Origin of the sequence: Pseudescherichia vulneris NBRC 102420 (assembly GCF_000759795.1) — a bacterium.
In the GTDB taxonomy this organism is placed as follows: Bacteria; Pseudomonadota; Gammaproteobacteria; order Enterobacterales; family Enterobacteriaceae; genus Pseudescherichia; species Pseudescherichia vulneris.
Map to the genome: position 1 here is coordinate 379,659 of NZ_BBMZ01000007.1, position 21,805 is coordinate 401,463.

The 21,805-nt window shown below is 56.6% G+C and carries 14 protein-coding genes; 12 read left to right on the forward strand and 2 right to left on the reverse strand.

Annotated elements, in window-relative coordinates; genetic code table 11:
- Positions 1–8 precede the first annotated feature (8 nt).
- Positions 9–1,433 (reverse strand): exodeoxyribonuclease I, encoded by a 1,425-nt coding sequence (gene sbcB, locus EV102420_RS05780; RefSeq protein ID WP_042389909.1) that lies wholly within the window; start codon positions 1,431–1,433, stop codon positions 9–11.
- A 202-nt stretch (positions 1,434–1,635) separates the two neighbouring features.
- Between sbcB and dacD the strand changes: the two genes are divergently transcribed.
- The 4 genes from dacD (at position 1,636) to EV102420_RS05800 (ending at position 5,109) form a co-directional block, all read left to right on the forward strand.
- Positions 1,636–2,805, forward strand: coding sequence for a serine-type D-Ala-D-Ala carboxypeptidase DacD (dacD, locus tag EV102420_RS05785; RefSeq protein ID WP_147282698.1), 1,170 nt, complete (start codon positions 1,636–1,638; stop codon positions 2,803–2,805).
- A 117-nt stretch (positions 2,806–2,922) separates the two neighbouring features.
- Positions 2,923–3,396 (forward strand): DNA gyrase inhibitor SbmC, encoded by a 474-nt coding sequence (gene sbmC, locus EV102420_RS05790; protein WP_042389913.1) that lies wholly within the window; start codon positions 2,923–2,925, stop codon positions 3,394–3,396.
- Between the two features lie 146 nt (positions 3,397–3,542).
- Positions 3,543–4,601 carry an FUSC family protein gene (locus EV102420_RS05795; RefSeq protein ID WP_042389915.1) on the forward strand — a complete coding sequence of 353 codons (1,059 nt, stop codon included), beginning with the start codon at positions 3,543–3,545 and terminating at the stop codon, positions 4,599–4,601.
- A gap of 166 nt (positions 4,602–4,767) precedes the next feature.
- Entirely contained in the window at positions 4,768–5,109 is a 342-nt protein-coding gene (locus tag EV102420_RS05800; RefSeq protein ID WP_042389917.1) for a DUF496 family protein, read from the forward strand.
- Positions 5,110–5,191: 82 nt separating this feature from the next.
- Here EV102420_RS05800 and EV102420_RS05805 read toward each other — a convergent pair whose 3' ends face one another.
- Positions 5,192–5,500 (reverse strand): ArsR/SmtB family transcription factor, encoded by a 309-nt coding sequence (locus tag EV102420_RS05805; protein WP_042389919.1) that lies wholly within the window; start codon positions 5,498–5,500, stop codon positions 5,192–5,194.
- A 222-nt stretch (positions 5,501–5,722) separates the two neighbouring features.
- Between EV102420_RS05805 and fusA the strand changes: the two genes are divergently transcribed.
- From fusA to EV102420_RS05845, 8 genes are all read left to right on the forward strand, one after another.
- Positions 5,723–7,828 carry an elongation factor G gene (gene fusA, locus EV102420_RS05810; RefSeq protein WP_042389920.1) on the forward strand — a complete coding sequence of 702 codons (2,106 nt, stop codon included), beginning with the start codon at positions 5,723–5,725 and terminating at the stop codon, positions 7,826–7,828.
- A 259-nt stretch (positions 7,829–8,087) separates the two neighbouring features.
- Positions 8,088–9,197 carry a branched-chain amino acid ABC transporter substrate-binding protein gene (locus EV102420_RS05815; RefSeq protein WP_042389921.1) on the forward strand — a complete coding sequence of 370 codons (1,110 nt, stop codon included), beginning with the start codon at positions 8,088–8,090 and terminating at the stop codon, positions 9,195–9,197.
- Positions 9,198–9,226: 29 nt separating this feature from the next.
- A complete protein-coding gene (locus EV102420_RS05820; RefSeq protein WP_042389922.1) occupies positions 9,227–10,141 on the forward strand; it encodes an ABC transporter permease subunit in 915 nt (304 codons plus the stop codon).
- Between the two features lie 11 nt (positions 10,142–10,152).
- Positions 10,153–11,439 carry a high-affinity branched-chain amino acid ABC transporter permease LivM gene (livM, locus tag EV102420_RS05825; RefSeq protein WP_042389923.1) on the forward strand — a complete coding sequence of 429 codons (1,287 nt, stop codon included), beginning with the start codon at positions 10,153–10,155 and terminating at the stop codon, positions 11,437–11,439.
- Complete coding sequence (locus EV102420_RS05830) at positions 11,436–12,311, forward strand: ABC transporter ATP-binding protein (RefSeq protein ID WP_042389924.1); 876 nt, start codon at positions 11,436–11,438, stop codon at positions 12,309–12,311. Before livM ends, EV102420_RS05830 begins: the two co-directional genes overlap by 4 nt.
- Positions 12,308–13,024 (forward strand): ABC transporter ATP-binding protein, encoded by a 717-nt coding sequence (locus tag EV102420_RS05835; RefSeq protein WP_042389925.1) that lies wholly within the window; start codon positions 12,308–12,310, stop codon positions 13,022–13,024. Before EV102420_RS05830 ends, EV102420_RS05835 begins: the two co-directional genes overlap by 4 nt.
- Before the next feature lie 436 nt (positions 13,025–13,460).
- The gene (locus EV102420_RS22620) at positions 13,461–17,738 is read left to right on the forward strand and encodes a Tc toxin subunit A (protein WP_077776489.1); all 4,278 of its coding nucleotides are present in this window, start codon (positions 13,461–13,463) and stop codon (positions 17,736–17,738) included.
- 71 nt (positions 17,739–17,809) lie between these two features.
- Positions 17,810–21,805 (forward strand): neuraminidase-like domain-containing protein (locus EV102420_RS05845; protein ID WP_042389926.1); only part of this gene is annotated, 3,996 nt, incomplete at its 3' end.

Consider the following 21,805-nt stretch of genomic DNA (forward strand, 5'->3'; position numbering starts at 1 on the left):
ATCATTATTCACACTATCTCTTGCGCGTACTGATACAGAGCTTTAATCAGGGCGATCTTCTCGCTGTTGCCCTCGTGCTGCTGGTACAACCCCTCTAACTCTTCCGCCCAGGCCTGCAAAAATTCCGGGGTAAAAACGTTACGCCGATGCTGGAGCCAGCGTTGCTGCTCGTTTTCATCCAGCGTGCCGGGGAAATTGCGCGCCCGGTAGTTAAACAGCAGCTTCTCAATGCGCTTGTCGGCAAAGGTAATATCCAGCGCCGGCAGGTTTTGCGGATCGGTTGCCAGCACGATTTTCATCGCTGCACGATCGGCGTCGCTAAAGAAGCCGTTATAGAGCTGGGCATCAACGTTATCCGATGGCACAAACGGCTCGGCTTCGGCGAAGATAGCCAGCACTTTTTCCCGCACGTCTGGGTTGTCGCGCAGAATTTGCAGGTTCGCCAGGCACGCCTGACGGTTTATACCCAGCCGATCGGCGTCTTCCGGACGCAGGGTATTCGCCTGCGCCAGCACCGGGCACTTATTGAGGTGCACCAGCTTCACCGGTACGGGGGACTCATCGCCCAGATCCGCTTTAGGCGTGTAGAGACGCTCGCGCAGCGCATCGGCGTTCAATTCCAGCAGAGGAGACATATCCCCGGCCAGGTCAACCATGATCACCGCGTTTCGGTTTTCGGGGTGCCAGGCCAGCGGCGCAACCCAGCTGGTATTGCCGCGATCGGCACCGAACATACCGGAGACGTGCACCAGCGGCTTCATCTGCGGCACGTCGATCAGGGTGATGAGCTTCTGCTTACTGCGGTAGGTGTAGAGGTAGTGAAACAGCTTGGGCTGGCGGGCTTTAACCAGTTGCGCCATGGCAATAGTGGCATAGACATCTGCCATCGCGTCGTGGGCGTTGCTGTGCTCAATGCCGTTGGCCTGGGTAAGATGTTCAAGGCGGAAGCTTGGCAGGCCGTCATCGTTCTCCGGCCAGTTGATGCCCTCCGGGCGCAGCGCGTAGCAGGCGCGCATCACGTCCAGTAGATCCCAGCGGGAGTTGCCATGCTGCCAGCTCCAGGCGTAGGGATCGTAGAAGTTACGGTAGAAAACGTTGCGGGTGACTTCATCATCAAAGCGAACGTTGTTATAACCCACCACGCAGGTTTCCGGCACGGTGAAGATGTCATGGATCCGCTTCGCAAAGGCGGCTTCGTTGTCGCCTTTTTCCCGGGCGATCTGCGGCGTGATGCCGGTGATCATCACGGCCTCCGGCTGCGGCAGGTAGTCATCCGCAGGCTGGCAATAGAACACCTCCGGCTCGCCAATCGGTGTGAAATCCTCATCGGTGCGGAGGGCGGCAAACTGCGCCGGCCGATCCAGCGACGGGCTGGTCCCGAAGGTCTCGTAGTCGTGAAAAAGGAAAGTGGGCTGCGCAGCGGAATCTGACACCTGAAATCGTCCTGTTGTTATATGACCTCTTTATGGTAAACCATGCCGCCCGCTAAACAGAAATAAAAGCGCTGTTTTTGCCAGAACTGGGTGACTGCTTCCGCCGTGCGCCTCCTCACTGTCACATTTGTTTGCAATTGTTCCAGGATTCGACACAACATTTTCCGTACAAAGGTCAGCTCTTTTGTCACACCTTAAGGATATCCTCTTGAAACGCCGTTTGTTTATTGCCGCTTCCCTCCTTGCTGTTTGCGTGAATTCTGCGCTGGCTGCCGATCCCGCTTTTGCTGTACAGCCTCCGCAGATCCAGGCCGGTGCCTGGGTATTAATGGACTACACCACGGGGCAGATATTGACCGCAGGCAATGAACATCAGCAGCGTAACCCAGCCAGCTTGACCAAGCTGATGACCGGCTACGTGGTTGACCGCGCTATCGATAGCAAGCGCATTACACCGGACGATATTGTTACCGTTGGTAAAGACGCCTGGGCCAAGGGAAACCCGGTATTTGATGGCTCCTCGCTGATGTTTATCAAACCGGGGGATCGCATCACGGTACGTGATTTGAGCCGTGGCCTGATCGTTGACTCCGGCAACGACGCCTGCGTGGCGCTGGCGGACTATGTTGCTGGCGGCCAGCCGCAGTTTGTGAAGATGATGAACAGCTATGCGCAGAAGCTCAACCTGCGCGATACCCACTTTGAGACCGTCCACGGTCTGGATGCGCCGGGCCAGCACAGCTCGGCCTACGATCTGGCCGTACTCTCCCGAGCTATCATTCACGGTGAGCCCGAGTTCTATCACATGTATAGCGAGAAGAGCCTCACCTGGAACGGCATCACCCAGCAGAACCGTAACGGCCTGCTGTGGGATAAGTCGCTCAACGTCGACGGCCTGAAAACTGGCCACACCTCCGGGGCGGGCTTTAACCTTATCGCCTCCAGCGTTAACGGCCAGCGGCGGCTGATTGCGGTGGTGATGGGGGGTGAGAGCCCGAAAGGGCGTGAGGAGCAGGCGCGCAAGCTGCTGCACTGGGGCGATGATAACTTCGATACCGTACAGATCCTGCATAAGGGGAAACAGGTGGGGAGCGAGCGCGTCTGGTACGGCGATAAAGAGAAGGTGGCGCTGGGTACGGACCGCGACTTCTGGCTGGCGCTGCCGAAGGCCGATCTGGACCATATTAAAGCCAAGTACGTACTGAATGGTAAAGAGCTGGAAGCCCCAATGCCCGCGAACCAGAAGGTTGGCGAGGTCGAGCTGTATGATAACGGCAAGCTGGTTGCCCGTTCACCGCTGGTCACCCTGGAAGCGATTGAGAAAGGCGGCGTGTTCTCTCGCCTGAGCGACTATCTGCACCACGTCCTGTAAGAAGCGGCGGGCAGGCTGGCAACTCTGCGAGTCTGCTCGCATACTGAACAGGCCAGGGGTGACAAAGCCCCTAAAAAAGAGAGTGTATATCCATACAGCAATCATCGCGGAGGCAGCATGGACTACAGTATCAAACAGCTCGATAAGCGCACCATTGCCGGGTTTCATCTGGTAGGACCGTGGGAAAAGACCGTTAAGCAGGGCTTTGAACAGCTCACGCTATGGGTGCAAACCAAACATCTCCAGCCGCAGGAGTGGATCGCCGTTTACTACGATAACCCCGACGAAGTCCCACCGGAGAAGCTGCGCGCCGACACGGTCATTTCGGTACCCGAAGACTTTACCGTCCCGGAAAATAGCGAAGGGGTGATCCTGAGCGAGCTGCCCGGTGGTCAGTACGCCGTGGCCAGGGCGCGGGTCTATAACGAAGAGTTTGAAAAAACCTGGGATCTCTTTTTTGACAGCCTGCTCCCGGATGCCTACTACCAGATAGCGGCCCGGCCCTGCTTTGAGCGCTACCTGAATGCGGACAGCAGCAGCGGCTACTGGGACGTTGAGATGCACATTCCCGTTGAGCCCAAATCACGTTAAGCGCCCGCTTACCGTTGATCCTGTCGGCCTGTTTACTGATTTTAATCATTTAAAGCAGTTTTTACGGGGCTTTTGGTCACAACGCCGAGGCCCCGGCGCGAAAATTCGCTACAATTGCGCCTTTGTCGTTTTAGCCGGAGAGCGTGGTGCGCACCGACAAATCACTTAGCCCGTTTGAAATACGCCTGTATCGTCACTATCGCCTCGTGCACGGGGCCAGGATAGCGCTGGCGTTTATTCTGACCTTTCTGCTGGTGCGTCTGCTGGACGTGCCGGAGGGCACCTGGCCACTGATCACCCTGGTGGTGATCATGGGGCCGATCTCCTTCTGGGGAAACGTTGTACCGCGTGCCTTCGAGCGTATCGGCGGTACTATCTTCGGCTCAGCGCTGGGGCTGATTGCCCTGAAGCTTGAAGTCATCTCTCTGCCGCTGATGCTGCTCTGGTGCGCCGCCGCGATGTTTCTCTGCGGCTGGCTGGCGTTGGGCAAGAAACCCTATCAGGCGCTGCTGATCGGCATCACGCTTGCCGTGGTGGTGGGCGCCCCGGCGGGGGATATGACCATCGCCCTGTGGCGCGGCGGGGATGTGATCTTAGGCTCGCTGCTGGCGATGCTGTTTACCGGCATCTGGCCGCAACGGGCGTTTCTGCACTGGCGCATCCAGATGGCGAACTACGTCACGCAATTTAACCGGGTCTATCAGGCGGGCTTCTCTCCGAACCTGGTGGAGCGCCCGCGGCTGGAGAAGCATCTGCAAAACATCCTCAACGACGTGGTGAAGATGCGCGGCCTGATTGTGCCAGCCAGCAAAGAGACGCACATTCAAAAAGCGATTTTCGAAGCTATTCAGACCGTAAGCCGCAACATGGTGTGTATGCTTGAGCTGCAGATCAACGCCCACTGGGCGTCGCGCGCCAGCCACTTCGTAATGCTTAACGCCCGGACGATCCGCGAGACCCAAACTATGACGCAGCAAACGCTGCTCACCATCGCCCATGCGCTCTACGAAGGCAATCCGCAGCCGATCCTTGCTAATAGCGAGCGGCTTAACGAGATTGTGGCGGAGCTGCGGGAGCTGATCCAACAGCATAAAGATGAGACGCTGGCGGAAACGCCTATGCACGGCTACGTGTGGTTAAGCATGGAGCTGGCCCGGCAGCTGGAGCTGCTTTCGCATCTTATCTGCCGGGCGCTGCGCAAATAAGCCGCATCCGTAAGTGAATCAGTAGCAGGTTGTTTCGATTCAGCCAGATTTAGCGTTATGATATCTAGAGGGATAAAATCATTGTCATCAGCAACGGCTGAAAGTATGTTTACCCTATAGCGGTTGCTTTAACGAATCCGAATCCGATATTAGCAGGGGTGTAAAAATGGAAACTACTAAGCCTTCATTCCAGGACGTTCTGGAGTTCGTACGTCTGTTCCGCCGTAAAAACAAATTACAGCGTGAAATTCAGGACGTTGAGAAAAAAATCCGCGATAACCAGAAACGCGTTCTGCTGCTGGATAACCTGAGCGACTACATCAAGCCGGGAATGAGCGTTGAAGCGATCCAGGGCATCATCGCCAGCATGAAAACCGACTACGAAGACCGCGTAGATGACTACATCATCAAAAACGCTGAGATTTCGAAAGAGCGCCGTGAAATCTCTAAAAAGCTGAAAACGATGGGTGAGCTGAAGCACGCCGCGGTTGAAGCTAAAGACGAGTAATCCTTCTAAGCCGGGTCTGGCAACTCTGTCACCCGGCGTTTTATCTCTTCCGTGCCCCCGAATGACCTACCAAACCGTTTAACTATTGCTCGGCATGAATGGCATTGAGCAGGATATCCATCAGTCCTGGAAAACGGGCGTCGAGATCGTCCCGGCGCAGCGAGATTAAATTTTCCCGGCCCTGTGGACGCTGCCAGATCACGCCGCTGTCGCGCAGCACGCGCCAGTGGTGGGTCATGGTCGATTTGGCCACGTCCTTGCGCAGCGACCCGCAGGCCTGCTCTCCTTCATCCGCCAGGGTTCTGACTATCTCCAGGCGCAGCGGATTTCCCAGCGCGAACAGTACATTTTCGAGACGGATTTTTGCCCGATCGGGATGGCTGGCAATCATAGTGTTCCTGAGTTAATAAGCACAAATAGTGACCAGCGAGCTGGCTAACGCATACTATACCTAAACCCAACGGCGAGTGCCATGCGGCAGCGGCGGCGAGATTATCATCCATAACTATAGCTAAAATAGTTCGAATATACTCGTACAGTTGGACTATGATGAGGACGTTAAACCCGAATGGCCGTACTGGCCGCTAACAGTCAAACTGACTAAGGACGCATCATGCCCCGACCCATCCCCCTCGAACGCTATCGCAACATTGGTATTTCTGCCCATATTGATGCCGGCAAAACCACCACCACTGAACGGATCCTGTTTTACACCGGCATGAGCCATAAATTGGGTGAAGTTCACGATGGCGCAGCGACGACAGACTGGATGGCGCAGGAGCAAGAGCGCGGAATTACCATTACCTCCGCGGCCGTAAGCTGCTTCTGGCCCGGCATGGATCGGGGCTTTGAGCCGCACCGCATCAATATCATCGACACCCCCGGCCACGTTGACTTCACCATTGAGGTTGAGCGCTCCATGCGCGTGCTGGACGGCGCGGTGATGGTCTACGACTCTGTAGGCGGCGTGCAGCCCCAGTCGGAGACCGTCTGGCGACAGGCCAACAAGTATCACGTGCCCCGGCTGGCGTTCGTCAACAAGATGGATCGTCCCGGCGCGGACTTCTTCCGCGTGGTGCAGATGATGATCGACCGCCTGAAGGCGAACCCGGTACCGATTGTGATCCCCATTGGGGCGGAAGAGCACTTCACCGGCGTGATCGATCTTATCAAGATGCGGGAAATCATCTGGGACGATGCTACCCAGGGGATGGCGTTCAGCTACGCGCCGGTGCCCGAGGAGCTGCTGGCAACGGCGAAAGCGTGGCGCGAGAAAATGGTCTCCGCAGCGGCGGAAGCCAACGAAGCGTTGATGGATAAGTATCTGGAAAACGGCGATCTGGACGAGGCGGAGATCATTAGCGGCCTGCGCGCCCGCACCGTGGCCGGTGAGATCCAGCCCGTTCTCTGCGGCAGCGCCTTTAAAAACAAAGGGGTGCAGCGCGTGCTCGACGCGGTGGTCGAGCTGATGCCGTCCCCGCTTGATATTCCCGCCATCAAGGGCGTGGATGAGAAGGGCGCAACCGCCGAGCGCCATCCGGACGATCGCGAGCCGTTCTCCGCGTTGGCCTTCAAGCTAATGACCGACCCCTACGTGGGCCAGCTCACCTTTATCCGCGTCTACTCCGGCGTGCTGAAAAAAGGTGACGCGGTATGGAACCCGGTTAAGGGTAAGAAGGAGCGCATCGGGCGCATTGTGCTGATGCATGCCAACGATCGCCACGAGGTGGACGAGCTGCGGGCCGGGGATATCGCCGCCTGCGTCGGGCTGAAGGATGTTACTACCGGCGATACCCTGTGTGCCCCGGACGCAGCGATCACCCTCGAACGCATGGAGTTTCCCGATCCGGTGATCTCCCTGGCGATTGAGCCGAAGACCAAGGCGGATCAGGAGAAGATGGGCATCGCGTTGCAGCGGCTGGCGGCAGAGGATCCCTCGTTCCATCTGCATACCGACGAGGAGTCGGGCCAGACCATTATCTCCGGTATGGGCGAACTGCATCTGGAGATCATCGTCGACCGCATGCGGCGAGAGTTTGGCGTAGAGGCCAACATTGGTCGTCCGCAGGTGACCTACCGGGAGACGATCCGTAAAACGGTGAAGGATATCGAAGGCAAGTTTGTCCGTCAGTCCGGCGGTAAAGGGCAGTACGGCCACGTAGTGCTAACCCTGGAGCCGCTGGAGGGAGGCAAGGGCTTTATCTTCGAGGATGCCAGCAAGGGCGGGGTTGTACCCCGGGAGTTTATCCCCTCGGTGGAGAAAGGCCTGCGGGAGGCGATCAACAGCGGCGTGCTGGCGGGCTATCCGGTGGTCGATATCAAGGCGACGCTGACCTTTGGCTCCTACCATGACGTCGACTCCTCGGAGCTGGCCTTCAAAATGGCGGCGATTTTCGGTTTCAAAGAGGGGGCGAAGCGCGCCGATCCGGCGATCCTCGAGCCAATTATGCACGTGGAGGTAGAGACCCCAGAGGAGTATGCCGGCAACGTGATGGGCGATCTCTCGTCCCGTCGCGGTATGGTACAGGGGATGGATGAGCGGCTGGGAAGCCAGATTATCCGCGCCGACGTGCCGCTGGCAGAGATGTTCGGTTACTCAACGACGCTGCGCTCCATGTCCCAGGGACGCGCCACCTACAGCATGGAGTTCCACCACTACGCGGAAGCACCGCGTAACGTGGCGGAGAGCATTATCGCCAGCCGGGCTAAAACCGCCTAATCCACTGACCGACCCTCGCTAACCGCGCCCCGGCATGGCCAATCCTGCCGGGGCGCGCTTTTTTTTGCGCAGCGGCAAAATCGCTCAACTCAGTGATCTGCGCTGCAAATTTGTACAAGCGGGGTGCGCAGTCTCACTTTCCCACAGCTATGTTTAAGATTCTGGACGGTCCGGACACCGCGTAGCCCAGCCAGCCATGTGATGGCGACCTCTCCCACGCCGCTGGCGGCGGGTTCTGAACCGTGCTGAGGATTAACACATGTCTATCAAAACGCTTACGTTACCGCTTGCTCTGCTGAGCGGCCTGGGTGCTGCGTTTTATGCGCAGGCGGATATCACCATCGGCGTCGCCGGGCCTTTTACCGGCCCCAACGCCACCTACGGGGCGCAGTACTGGAAGGGCGCAACCCAGGCGGCGGCGGATATCAACGCCGCAGGCGGCATCAAGGGCGAGAAGATCGTGTTGGTGCAGGGGGACGACGCCTGCGAACCCAAGCAGGCGGTGGCGGTGGCGAACCGGCTGGTAGACGAAGAGAAGGTCTCCGCCGTGGTAGGCCACTTCTGCTCCTCCTCTACGATGCCCTCGTCGGAAGTCTATGACGAAGCGGGCGTCCTGACCATCACCCCCGGCTCTACCAACCCACAGATTACCGAGCGGGGCATGCAGAATATGTTTCGCATGTGCGGCCGCGACGATCAGCAGGGCGTAGTGGCGGCAAACTACATTCTCGACGTGCTGAAGGCCAAAAAAGTGGCCGTCATCCACGACAAGGACACCTACGGCCAGGGGCTGGCGGACGCGATGCGTGCCGCGCTGGCGAAGCGCGGAACCAAAGAGGTGCTGTATGAGGGGCTGTCCCGGGGCGAAAAAGATTTCAACGCGCTGGTCACCAAAGTGGGGGCGCTGAAGCCTGACGTGGTCTACTTTGGCGGCTGCCATCCGGAGGCCGGACCGCTGATACGCCAGATGCGCGAGCAGGGCGTAGAGGCGAAATTTTTCTCCGGCGACTGCGTAGTCACCGAGGAGCTGGTCACGGCGGCAGGCGGGGCGCAGTTCACCAACGGCGTGCTGATGACCTTCGGTAAAGATCCCCGCACCATCCCGGCGGGAAAAGCGGTCATTGAAAAGTTCCGCGCCGCAGGCTTTGAGCCGGAAGGCTACACCCTCTACTCTTACGCCTCCATTCAGGCTATCGCTGCCGCCTATAACGCCGTCGGCAAAGACAACGAGAAGGCCAGCGCCTGGCTGAAATCCAACAGCGTCGACACGGTGATGGGACCGAAAGCCTGGGACGGGAAGGGCGATCTCAAAGTCTCTGACTACGTTGTCTATCAGTGGGACGACAAAGGCAAATACCACCAGCTGTAATCTCCTTCACCGGGGCGAGGGCGTTCACCATGGATGCATTCTTCTTGCAGCAGCTTATCAACGGCCTGACGCTGGGTGCGGTGTATGGCCTGATCGCCATCGGCTATACGATGGTGTACGGTATCATCGGCATGATCAACTTTGCCCACGGTGAGGTCTATATGATCTCGGCCTATCTCTGCGCCATCGGCCTTGGGCTGCTGTCGTGGTTTGGCCTGCACTCCTTCCCGCTGCTGATCTTTGGCACCCTGATCTTCACCATAGTCGTTACCGGCGTCTACGGTTGGACCATCGAGCGTATCGCCTATCGGCCGCTGCGCAACTCCACGCGCCTCGCGCCGCTGATCTCGGCGATTGGCATGTCGCTGATCCTGCAAAACTATGTCCAGATCGCTCAGGGACCCAATCAGCAGGGGATCCCAACCCTGCTGACCGGCGTGCTGCGCCTGGACGTCGGGGACGGCATTGTGCAGATCACCTGGACCAAAATATTCATTCTACTGGCGGCGCTGGTGGGGATGCTGCTGTTGACCTGGATCATTCAGTTTACCCGGCTGGGGCGCATCTGCCGGGCCACCCAGCAGGATCGGCGGATGGCGTCGATCCTCGGCATCAACACCGATCGGGTTATCTCGCTGGTGTTTGTGATGGGGGCGGCGATGGCAGGGCTGGCGGGCGTGCTGGTCACCATGAACTACGGCACCTTTGATTTCTATATTGGCTTTATCATCGGCATCAAAGCCTTTACCGCCGCCGTGCTGGGCGGGATCGGCTCGCTGCCCGGCGCAATGCTGGGCGGCCTGCTGCTGGGGGTCGCCGAAGCGCAGTTCGCCGGGCTGGTCAACTCTGACTATAAGGATGTCTTCTCCTTTGCGTTACTGGTTGCCATCCTGATTTTTCGCCCGCAGGGGCTGCTGGGCCGCCCGGTGGTGGCGAAGGTATGAGGAGCGCGAGCATGACGGATGCGGCGATAAAGACCCGGCTGGATCTGAGGCAGTGCCTGCGGGATACCCTTCTGGCCGGGCTGTGCGCGTTAGTGGTATTCGGGCCGATTGTCGGGGTGGTGCTTAAAGGCTACAGCTTTAATCTGGCTCCGGCACGCGTTGCGCTGCTGGTGGCGATCGTCATGGCCGGACGCTTTCTGCTGAGCCTGGCGCTGCAAACCACACGCGGGCGACAATTTACCCGCCGCTTTGAGAGCGCCAACGACGGGGTCTTTGTTCGCTCGCCGGATCATACCTCCCATCTGCGTTGGATTGGGCCACTGCTGCTGCTGCTGGCGATGCTGTTTCCCTTCGTCGCCAGTAAATACCTGCTGACCGTAGCGATCCTCGGGCTGATCTACGTTCTGCTCGGGCTGGGCCTCAATATTGTGGTGGGCCTGGCAGGACTGCTGGACCTCGGCTACGTCGCGTTTTACGCCATCGGTGCCTATGGCCTGGCGCTGGGGTATCAGTATCTCGGCCTCGGGTTTTGGGTGATGCTGCCCCTGGGGGCGATCATCGCCGCGCTGGCTGGCGCGCTATTGGGTTTTCCGGTGCTGCGGATGCATGGCGATTACCTGGCGATTGTCACCCTCGGCTTCGGGGAGATCATCCGCCTGGTGCTCAATAACTGGGTGAGCTTTACCGGCGGGCCAAACGGCATCTCTGCGCCCGCGCCGACCTTTTTAGGGCTGGAGTTTAGCCGCCGAGCACGAGACGGCGGCGTCCCCTTTCATGAATTTTTTGGCATTACCTATAACCCCAACCTCAAGTTTATCTTTATCTACGCGGTGCTGATTCTGGTCGTCGTATTAGTGCTGTTTATTAAGCATCGGCTGACCACCATGCCCATCGGCCGGGCCTGGGAGGCGCTGCGAGAGGATGAGGTCGCCTGCCGCTCGCTGGGCTTAAACCACGTTCTGGTCAAGCTCTCGGCCTTTATGCTGGGCGCCTCCACCGCCGGGATTGCCGGCGTCTTCTTCGCTACCTATCAAGGTTTTGTGAACCCCACCTCGTTTACCTTTTTTGAGTCGGCGCTGATCCTCGCTATCGTGGTGCTGGGCGGCATGGGTTCCACGCTCGGCGTGGTGCTGGCGGCGTTTATCCTCACCGTCGCCCCGGAACTGCTACGGGATTTCGCCGAGTACCGCGTGCTGCTGTTTGGCGTGCTGATGGTGCTGATGATGATCTGGCGGCCGCGCGGTCTGGTGCGCACCAGCCGGGCGGGATTCGCCGTGCGTAAAGGCGTTGCGCCATGAGCGACGCCATCCTACGCGTGGAAAACCTGATGATGCATTTCGGTGGGATCAAAGCCCTTAACGACGTGAGCCTGGAGGTGGAGCGGGGGTCGATCACCGCCCTCATTGGCCCCAACGGCGCGGGTAAAACCACGGTGTTCAACTGCCTCACCGGCTTTTACCAGGCCTCAGGCGGATCGATCCTGCTGGAGACGCGGTCGCGCACCACCGACATCGTGCAGGTGCTGGGCCAGACGCTGCGGGTGGGTGATTTCCTCCATCCGCGCCAGTTAATGTCCCGGATTGGCTACAAGATGTTTGGCGGCACCCATCTGGTGAACCGGGCCGGGCTGGCGCGCACCTTTCAGAATATCCGCCTGTTTCGCGAGATGTCAGTGGTAGAGAACCTGTTGGTGGCCCAGCATATGCAGGCCAACCGCAACCTGATTGCCGGGATCCTCAATACGCCTGGCTACCGCCGGGCCGAGAGTCAGGCCCTTGACCGGGCATTCTACTGGCTGGAGGTGGTCGAGATGGTGGAGTGCGCCAACCGACTGGCCGGGACGCTCTCCTATGGCCAGCAGCGTCGGTTGGAGATTGCCCGCGCCATGTGCACCGGGCCAGAGATGATCTGCCTGGATGAGCCCGCAGCGGGTCTGAACCCCGTTGAGACCCACGCCCTGAGCCGGATTGTGCGAACTCTGCGCCAGCAGCACGGAGTCACAGTACTGCTGATCGAGCATGACATGGGCATGGTGATGTCAATTGCCGACTGGGTGATCGTCCTCGACCACGGCAACGTTATCGCGCGCGGGACGCCAGAGGCGATCCAGGCCAACGCCAGCGTCATTGCTGCCTATCTTGGGACCGACGAGGAGGCGATGGATCGATGAGCCAGCCGCTGCTTGAGTTTCACCGGGTCGATGTGTTCTACGGCCCCATTCAGGCTTTAAAGAACGTCTCTTTGACGGTAAACGAAGGCGAAACCGTCTCGCTGATTGGCGCGAACGGCGCGGGCAAGTCAACGCTGCTGATGTCGGTCTTCGGTCAGCCGCGCATTGCCAGCGGTGAGATACGCTATCGCGGAGAGAATATTAGCCATAAATCTACCCACTTTATCGCCAGCAACGGCATCGCCCAGGCTCCGGAAGGACGGCGCATCTTTCCGGACATGACGGTGGAGGAGAACCTGCTGATGGGCACCATCCCCATTGGTGACCGCTACCAGAAAGAGGACAGGGCGCGGATGTACGACATCTTTCCTTTACTCGAAGAGCGGCGCAGCCAGCGGGCGATGACCCTCTCCGGCGGCGAGCAGCAGATGCTGGCTATCGCCCGGGCGCTGATGAGCCGTCCCCGGCTGCTGCTGCTGGATGAACCGAGCCTCGGCCTCGCCCCGCTGGTGGTGAAACAAATTTTCCAGGTGCTGCGCGAGCTAACCCAGGGAGGGATGACGCTGTTTCTGGTAGAGCAAAACGCCAACCACGCCCTTAAGCTCTCCGATCGTGCCTATGTCATGGTTAACGGTGAGATCCGCCTGAGCGGCAGCGGCGCGGAGCTACTGGCCGATCCCGACGTGCGTAAAGCCTACCTGGGCGGGGGGTGAATGTCCTTCACTTTCCTAAGAAAGGGACTTAAAACATTAGCACTATAATACTTAAATAAATGCGATATATTTAAATGCTTTAATAGGTGCAATTATTGGGCATATTTTTTATGATGTCGGCGTGCAATTTTTAGGTGGAACTGAATAAAGTTAAATTTAAATAACGCTCATTATTGTTAATCCTGCCATATAAGATTTTCCTCAACATAAACACATTTATTATGGATGCCGCTGTATAAAATTTAGTTGTCAGTTATCTTTTTGTTTTATAGCTGTTTTTTAAAATCATCATGGCGCTGTGGTTGCAGTCTTGTTTATTGCGACGAAACTCATGATGTTAATTAAGATAAATAGCAATATTGATGCTGATAATTTTTATTAAGTAAATCCTTATCCCATTAACAATTCCATCGATTACTCACTGGAGTTCACAATTATGACTCTCTCCGCCAGCCCTGCGCTTCTGCAGGTGGAGTCCGCCCTTAAGGTCTCTCCCGGCAGCTTTACCAAGAATAACTATCGATCTGTGTTTGACATTGCCCGCACCTCCCGGAAACAGTTTATCGCCGACAACATGTCGTGGCTGGGGCTACGCGGCGGCAAAGCCTGGGATCTCGCTGTAGGTCAGGCCCAGCATATTCGCCGCCAGTTCCGGGAAAACCAGCTTACCCGGCAGATCCGCCAGGGTTTGCCACAGACGCTCAGCGGTCAGCCAACGGTAAGCAGCACTTCTTCAAATAATATTCAGGGTCTGGTCCAGGATGGCCCAACCTGGCGAAACCAGTTTGCCGAAAACTGGCAGGCCTACTGTCAGTCCGACGCGCCTGAGGCGGTGGATTCGCCGGTGAGCTACCTGACCTGGCTCTATAAGCAGGCACTGAGCTTTGAAGAGGAGATGAAGGCGAGTAGCACCGCCGATCAGGTTATCCCGCTTGCCGAACGCCGCCCGGACCTCGCCACCCTGACAGTGGATAACGATGCCATCAACCAGCAGATTCCAGCTTTACAGCTGGTGAATGAGATCCTCGAAAACAGCATCGCCACCAGCCTGCCGTCAGAGCAGAGCGTGGACGAGACCCTGGCGGAAACTCGCTACCCGACGCTGCTGCCGTACCACTTCCCACACGATCAGGCCGAGCTTGCCCTGCTAAAGGCTGGCGTGCCGCTGGAGGAGATTATCAGTGAGACCGCCATCGATTGGCCGTGGTTCCTGAATGATGCATGGCAGGGCGCGCGCAGCGCCAGCAGTATTGAGCTGGCTAGCAGGCTGGCGCCGGAGCAGCAGACGGTGGTGATTGAGGCAGATAACAGCACGGGCTCTGACCTGAAGAGCTTCTATAAAGCCAACCTTGGGCTGGAGACGACGGATTACACGCCGTTTAAGGATCTCGACATTTTTACCTACCGGTTGGGGATTACCGTGCCGCAGGTGGAGGAGTTAATCGCCGGGAACGCAGGAGGGACGACGGTCACAGCATCAGATAACTGTGACGTAGTTTCTATTACCGCTTCTGATTATGGTGCAAGTTTTATTAATAGTGATTCTGATGCTAAGCCAGTTTCTGTTGAAAGTGCTTATGAGTACAATACTGAATTTATGCCTTCTGATACAGGCAGTAACCCAATTGCATTGAACTTAAGCAACACGGGTTTATCTGTTGTCGCAGGTAAATTTAACTCTGGGCTGGCTTGTGATGCCACTCGGCAAGCACAAGTTTATATCGCTGATAACATCAGCACAGATGGTTCAAATAGTAAAAATTTCACAGTTGCCTTTTGGGTAAAAATTCCATCGGACGTACCCGATCAGGCTATCGTTGTTACAAATAAAACAGAGCAAGATGCGCTTGCTAGCAAAGGAATTACGTTATTCACAAAAAGAGACACTGAAGATTTTCAATTAAAACTCACAGTCAGTGATGGCTCAAAAGATCCCCTTAGCTACTCATTTAATGTCATTCCAGATTCGTGGAATTTTCTTGTTATACGTTATGGTGGTAGCAAGAAATTATATATCCGCGGGAGTAAAAATGGCGTGGATATGAACATTGAAAGTAGTATTGATTTTTCCTCGCTGGGTTCTATAGCATTACCCGTTGAGTCTTGGGGGTTTAATGGTAATAAAGGGAATTACTACTATAACGCACACACTGAAAGACGTGCTGTCATTATTTTCGACGATATCACCGTCTGGAACAGAGACCTTAGAGACGATGAAATAGAAAACATTATCAGCAGTACTATACCAGCTGGCGGCTTGTCCGATATGTATCACTATTATGCCCTGGATGGCATGATTGATGACCGATTAACCGGACTGTCCAACGCCCGCATGGATCGCATCAACCGGATGGTGCGCCTGCAGCGCTGGCTCGGTCTGAGCTATGAGGAGACCGACCTGCTGCTCAGCGCCTGCATTCGTGCTCAGGGTACAAATAACACTGACTTCGCCCTCAACGCCCACACCCTGCGTGCGCTGGGCGTCTTCCGCCACTGGCAGCAGAAGTACGCTATTAATGCCTTCCAGTTTGCTGCCGTTCTGGATGAAATCACCCCGTACGCCATCTCCCCGGCGGTGCCGTTCCTCGACCAGGTGTTCAACGCCCCGTCGCTGTTTGATGAGCCTTTCGCTATCACCGGTGAGAATGTCAGCTATACCGAAGTGACCGGGGACAGCGCCCGCACGGTGCGCCAGATTTGCGCCGGGCTGGACATCACCCAGGCGCAGTTCCGGGTGCTGGCGGATAAGGTGGCGGCAGCGCAGGGCGATGCGCAGGCGAAGACCTTCCCGCTGACGCTGCCGGTGGTCTCGGCGCTCTACCGTCTGGCGATGGTGCCGCGCTGGCTGGGGCTGTCGTTTGCCGACGGGGCGGCGCTGCTGAGCCTGGCAGGTGAGGGCGATGCAGCCTGGACCACGCTTGCGGGCGTGCCGCAGCTGGCGGCGCTGAGTAACGGCCAGCCTGCGGGCGGGGATATTCTCGACCTGCTGATGGCCCTGGACGCGGCGGCGGCGTGGGCGAGTGACCACAACCTGTCGTGGGTGAAAAACTACCTGGCACTGCAGCCGGAGGCAGGTGCGCTGGCGGCCACCTCCGCGACGGTGAACTTCGTTAACGGCATCAAACAGCAGCTGCCTGCGGCATTGCTCAGCGAGCAGAGCTTCAGCGGTGTAGATTTACCTAAAGGTTCTTTTCTGACAATTAACGGTGACGGACTATGGGTCGACAGCCCGGAAGGTACTGCACGTGGCGTTCAACTGAATGCAAACTTGGGACAGTATGGCGTTTTGAGCAGCGCGACTAATGCTCTTACCAATGGCGATAAAAGTTTTACCATCGGTATGTGGTTGAATATCTCTTCCGAGATTGATTTATCACAAGATTTACCTTTCTTAATGAATGCAGTGAATTTTGATGCAGCTAAAGATCTTGGCATTTGTGTGGCTAACGGGTTTGTAGGCAGGGGCCAATTGTGGGTAAGCATTACAACAGAGAATGGCACGTTTGGGCTTCTAGATGACTCAATTCTCTGGCAGCCTGATAGATGGTACTGGTTAGCCGTCACCATAGATATTGCAAAAAAGAGCGCAACTATTTATCTCTGGTCAGAAGATGGCAGTATCAAATCATCGGCTTCATTTTTATGGCAAGGCTCGCTTCTGATACATGAGAATAACGTTTGGGCACTGTGTCAGAATGGCACATTAGATTGGCCTAAAAACAATGGAATAGTCAGCTATGACGATGTCACCGTTTGGGACTGCGTTCTTACCGAAGATGATATCGCCGCGATTGTGGCATCCCGAAAACCCGCCAAGCTTATTCGGCCTGCAATACTGTCCAGTAATAGCGACCTTTTCTGCGACATTATCGACTGTAACGGTTTGGTATTACCGGTCGCAACAAACTATGACGTTATCGCTTCCATGGTCAGTGCGGATCTTGATGTCGCTGAAATCACCTTTGCCTCAGACGCCGACCGTGAACAGGCCATCAGCTCCCTCTCCGGCATCATCAACCAGGCCCGCCTGGCGCAGAACGGTATTGCCGACAGCGCCCTGGCGCAGATGTTCAGTACCGGCCAGTCCCTGCCGCCTTATCTGCTGAGCTGGGCCGGGGACAGCGAATACCACCTGCTCTCCGACTCACTCGCCATGAACAACGGTGCAGCACTGACCGACCCGTCTCAGGTTCCCGCTACCTATCTTACAGACCTCTTTGCTCTCGGCCAGCGGGCGGGCATCAGCCGCGCCTTTACCCTGACGCCTGCCGCGCTCAGCATCTTTCTTGCCCATCCGGACTGGTTTGGGGTGAGCGACACCACGCTCTCCCTGACCCTGCTCTACCGCTTCAGCCGTTACGGCGACTGGCTGACAGTGACCGGTGATGAGGACCGGGTGCTGGCCTACCTCAGCTGGGTTAACGGCGACACGCCGCCGGACGGCGTGCAGGCTGCCGACGCGCTGGCCCTGCTGCTGGTGTGGGAGAGCAGCGAGGTGGCGGATGCCACGGCGGCGCTGCCCGGCGGGCTGGCGAAAACCGTGACGGACGTTGACTACGTGATGCGCCTGCAGCAGCTCTCAACAGAGACCGGGCTGTCAGTGACGCCGCTGCTGGCGACCGGTGAGCTCGTTCCCGGCGGCGTGACCGAGACCTGGGATGCCTGGCAGTCTGCGGGCGAGTCGCTGGTCGCAGCACAAAGCGGACAACAGTAATACGGATCCTTTTACTTTGCGGCACACATTGCTGTGCCGCGCTTATCTCTCAATTTTAAGGTTGATACATTATGAGCATTGATATTGCGGCATCACTGAATGAACGTCAGCGTAACGCCCTCCTGTCCTACTATATGGGGCAATACATTCCTGCCAGCGGCAACGACGATCTGGTTAATCTGGTCCAGACCCCGGAAGATGTCTATGAGTATTTGCTGATCGATCCGCTGGTCAGCAACGCCGTACCGACCTCCCGGGTAGCCCAGGCAATGTCGAGTATCCAGCAGTACATTAACGGCATCACCATGAATATGGAGCCGGGCTACCAGACTCAGTACCTTGACCAGGATAATATCAATAGCTGGAAAGAAGGTCTGAGCCAGTACGATATCTGGGCGGGCGAGGTGGAGCTGGACACCTATCCAGAGAACTATATTGATCCGACCCTGCGCCAGAGCCAGACCGCCTATTTTAAAGATCTGATCACCGATCTGAATCAGAACACCATTAATAGCGACACAGCGCAGCAGGCGGTCATGAACTACCTGAACAAGTTCGAGCAGGTAGCGAACCTGACGATTGTCAGTGGGTATCTCGACAGCACCGATCAGACTTCAGGCACCTACTACTTCCTCGGCAAATCCACTACCTCACCGGTGCAGTATTACTGGCGCTCGTTTGATATGGACCTGAATGTGGATAACGTCGCCTCCAGTAGCGCCTGGTCGGAATGGTATCCGATGAATACCGCTATTAACGAAGAGGCGTTACAGGGCATACCGAGACTGACCTATTTTAACAACCGTCTCTATTTGTTTTGGTTTGAGCGGACAATGGCGGGAAATGTTGGCGAGGGCACGTCTAACGTTACACCGTACGATAAAATTACAGCTTACTCATCATACTGTGATTTCAGCAATACTTGGTCTGCGCCCTATTTTTTAGCATCTATTACCAATGAAGGGATAGTGGCAAATGATGACAAACGTAATAAATACTACGACGCGCTTTTTAGTTCTGATGCACTCTGCACCGTCTGCCTCTATGATAAAACCGACGATGTGCTCACGGTTTCACTCTATGACGCGGATGAGTCGACCACTTCTCCCTCACTGACCGGCTATAGTGATTTTTCTCTACAGATTGATTACTGGTTTGCGGTTGAGCAGATTGATTCAGCCAGTATGGGTACGGAACCCACCCCACTGGCGCAGTATCAATATCTCTATATGACGCGTGCCAGCGAGCAAAACGATCCAGAGTCCAATAAAGCGCAAATGCGCGTGCAGTCTGCCTATGCTCTGGGCCAATATAGTCTTGCAAGCGTAGTACTACAAGCTAGCAGTAACAATGATTTTTCTGGTGAGGCACAACTCCCTGCGTTGTCAAAGAGCAATTTTTCGGTTGTCTATAATTCGGACGGCAGTTTTTCACTTAATGGGAGTATATCACAGACATTTACTACGTCAGAAGTAGATAGCTATCATATTGATAGCCTTCCATTCCATGATCCGCTTATGGCTTCTACTGAAGGTAATGCAAGTTTCAACTTTACGCCTTGGAAAAAAACTTTTACTGATGTTAAATTAAACTTTACGAATTATAATGTGACCAATGAGGAGTATATCGATTATGTGTTTTTCAACTGTGCTGGTACTAGTGCTGGCGAGGTGACCTGTTTATCAAAAAAATATCTGGCAGCCCTTGGCGAAATATCTATTGAAGATTTTGGATTCACTATAACAGGTGAAAAAAACATCGGCCTGATGTTCAATGGACAAGGGTATTCAATTGAGATACAGGTGGATGAGTTTAGTGTGTCTGACTATCCAGCTATTTCATCTCCCTGGACATTCAATGTGTTTAGTGACCCTTCACAAAGTAGCTGGCAGTCGGGATCAAAATTAGTTAGCATCCCTCAGCCAGAGTTTACAAATACCGGAAGCAGTTGGACATTCAGTGTGTCAGATTTTTCTTCTGATGAAATTGCTAGCGCAGAAATCTCCCGCTATATCTCCTACGGCTATACTGATGCACTAGGAAATACGATAAACCAGGAATACCTTGTAGACTTAATTCGTGCGACAGAACTCCCGGTCACCCCTTATATTTCCATTAATATTGATGACACGCTGGGAACGGCGGTTTACCTTAATTTTACTGGCAGTACATTCAGCGACGGGACAGCCATCTCCCCGATCCGCCTCAACACCCTTTTCGCCAAAGAACTGATTAACAAGGCCAGCGCCAGCATTCAGGCGCTGCTGAACTGGGACACCCAGCTCACCCTCGAACCCGGTATGACCAACGATACCGCCGTGCCGATGGACTTCAGCGGTGCGAACGGGATCTACTTCTGGGAGCTGTTCTTCTATATGCCATACCTGGTGGCGTGGCGGCTGAGTCAGGAGGAGGAGTACAGCGATGCATTAGGCTGGTACGACTACATCTTTGATCCGGCAGCCCGCGGCCGCGATAACAGCAGCGACATCCGTAAACAGTACCCGGAACCCGACTACTGGAGCGTGCGCCCGCTGGTGGAGAGCGCTTCGTCCGCCGCGCAGGCCACTGCCGGCTGGTTAATCACCGATCCGGATGCGATAGCCTCGGCCTGGCCAGTGCACTACCAGAAGGCGGTGTTTATGGCCTACGTCAGCACCCTGATGGCTGCCGCCGACGCCAGCTATCGCCTGCTGACTAACGACGGCCTGAGCCTCGCCCGTTTACAGTACGGTCAGGTGAAAGACCTGCTCGGTATTCGTCCTGACAGCTTAATTGTTAACCACTGGGCACCGGAAACGCTGGAGGAGCTGGCGGAGAGTGCAGAGAGCAACGTGGCCCTGCTGAGCTATGAGCAGCAGGCCCCGGTGCTGCCGGCCTTCGCCGGGAAGCTCAGCGTGGCGGCGGACGTGACCACCAGTGACAGCTTTATGGCCCCGGTCAACAGCCAGCTGCTGGGCTACTGGAACACGCTGGACTCCCGCCTCTATAACCTGCGCCACCAGCTGACCATCGACGGCCTGCCGATGACCGTTCCGCTGTACGCCCCGCCGGTTAACCCGACGGTGCTGATGGAGCAGAGCGTGCAGGGCGGCTCCCTGATTAGCGCCTCCTCCGGCATGACGGCGACCATTCCGCCGTACCGGTTCAGCACCATGCTGCAGAGCGCACGTTTTGCCGTCTCCACCCTCAGCCAGTTCGGCCAGACGCTGCTCAGCTACTACGAGCGTAAGGACGCTGCCGGGCTGCAGGAGCTGGATGCCCAGCTGGCGCTGGATATCTCGGCCTACACCCTGACCCTGGGGCAGAACGCCATCGACGCCCTGGACCAGGATAAAACCGTGCTGGAGGCCAGCCGCAGCATGGCCCAGCAGCGCTACGATCACTACTTCGGCCTCTACACTACCGGCGTATCCGCCGGGGAGACCAGCGCGATGGCGCTACGTGACAGCGCGTCGGCGGTGATGACCGCCGCCTCGCCGCTGGTCACCGCTGGCATGGCAATGAAAACGATCCCCAACATCTTCGGCTTTTCAGACGGTGGCCAGGAAGTCGGTGCACCTACTCTCGCCGCTGGGATGGTGCTCCAGATGTCGGCAGATATTACCGGTCTCGCCGCCCAGCAGACGGAGATCTCCGAGAGCTACCGCCGCCGCAGCGAGGAGTGGCAGCTTATCTACCAGCAGGCGCAGTCAGAGATCGACACCATTAACGCCCAGCTTGATGCCCTGGCGGTGCGCCGGGTGGGGGCAGTGACGTCACTCCAGCTGGCCCAGGCTCAGCAGGATAACCTGAAGTCCACCCTGAACTTCCTGACCACCCGCTTCACCCAGTCCTCGCTCTACAACTGGCTGACCGGGCAGCTCTCGGCGCTCTACTACCAGGCCTACGACGCGGTGCTGTCGCTCTGCCTGAGTGCTCAGGCCTGCTGGCAGTATGAGATGGGCGACATGACCTCGACCTTTATCCAGACCGGGGCATGGAACGACAGCTATCACGGCCTGCTGGTCGGCGAGACGCTGGCCCTCAACCTGCAGCAGATGGAGTCCGCCTGGCTGACGCGCAAC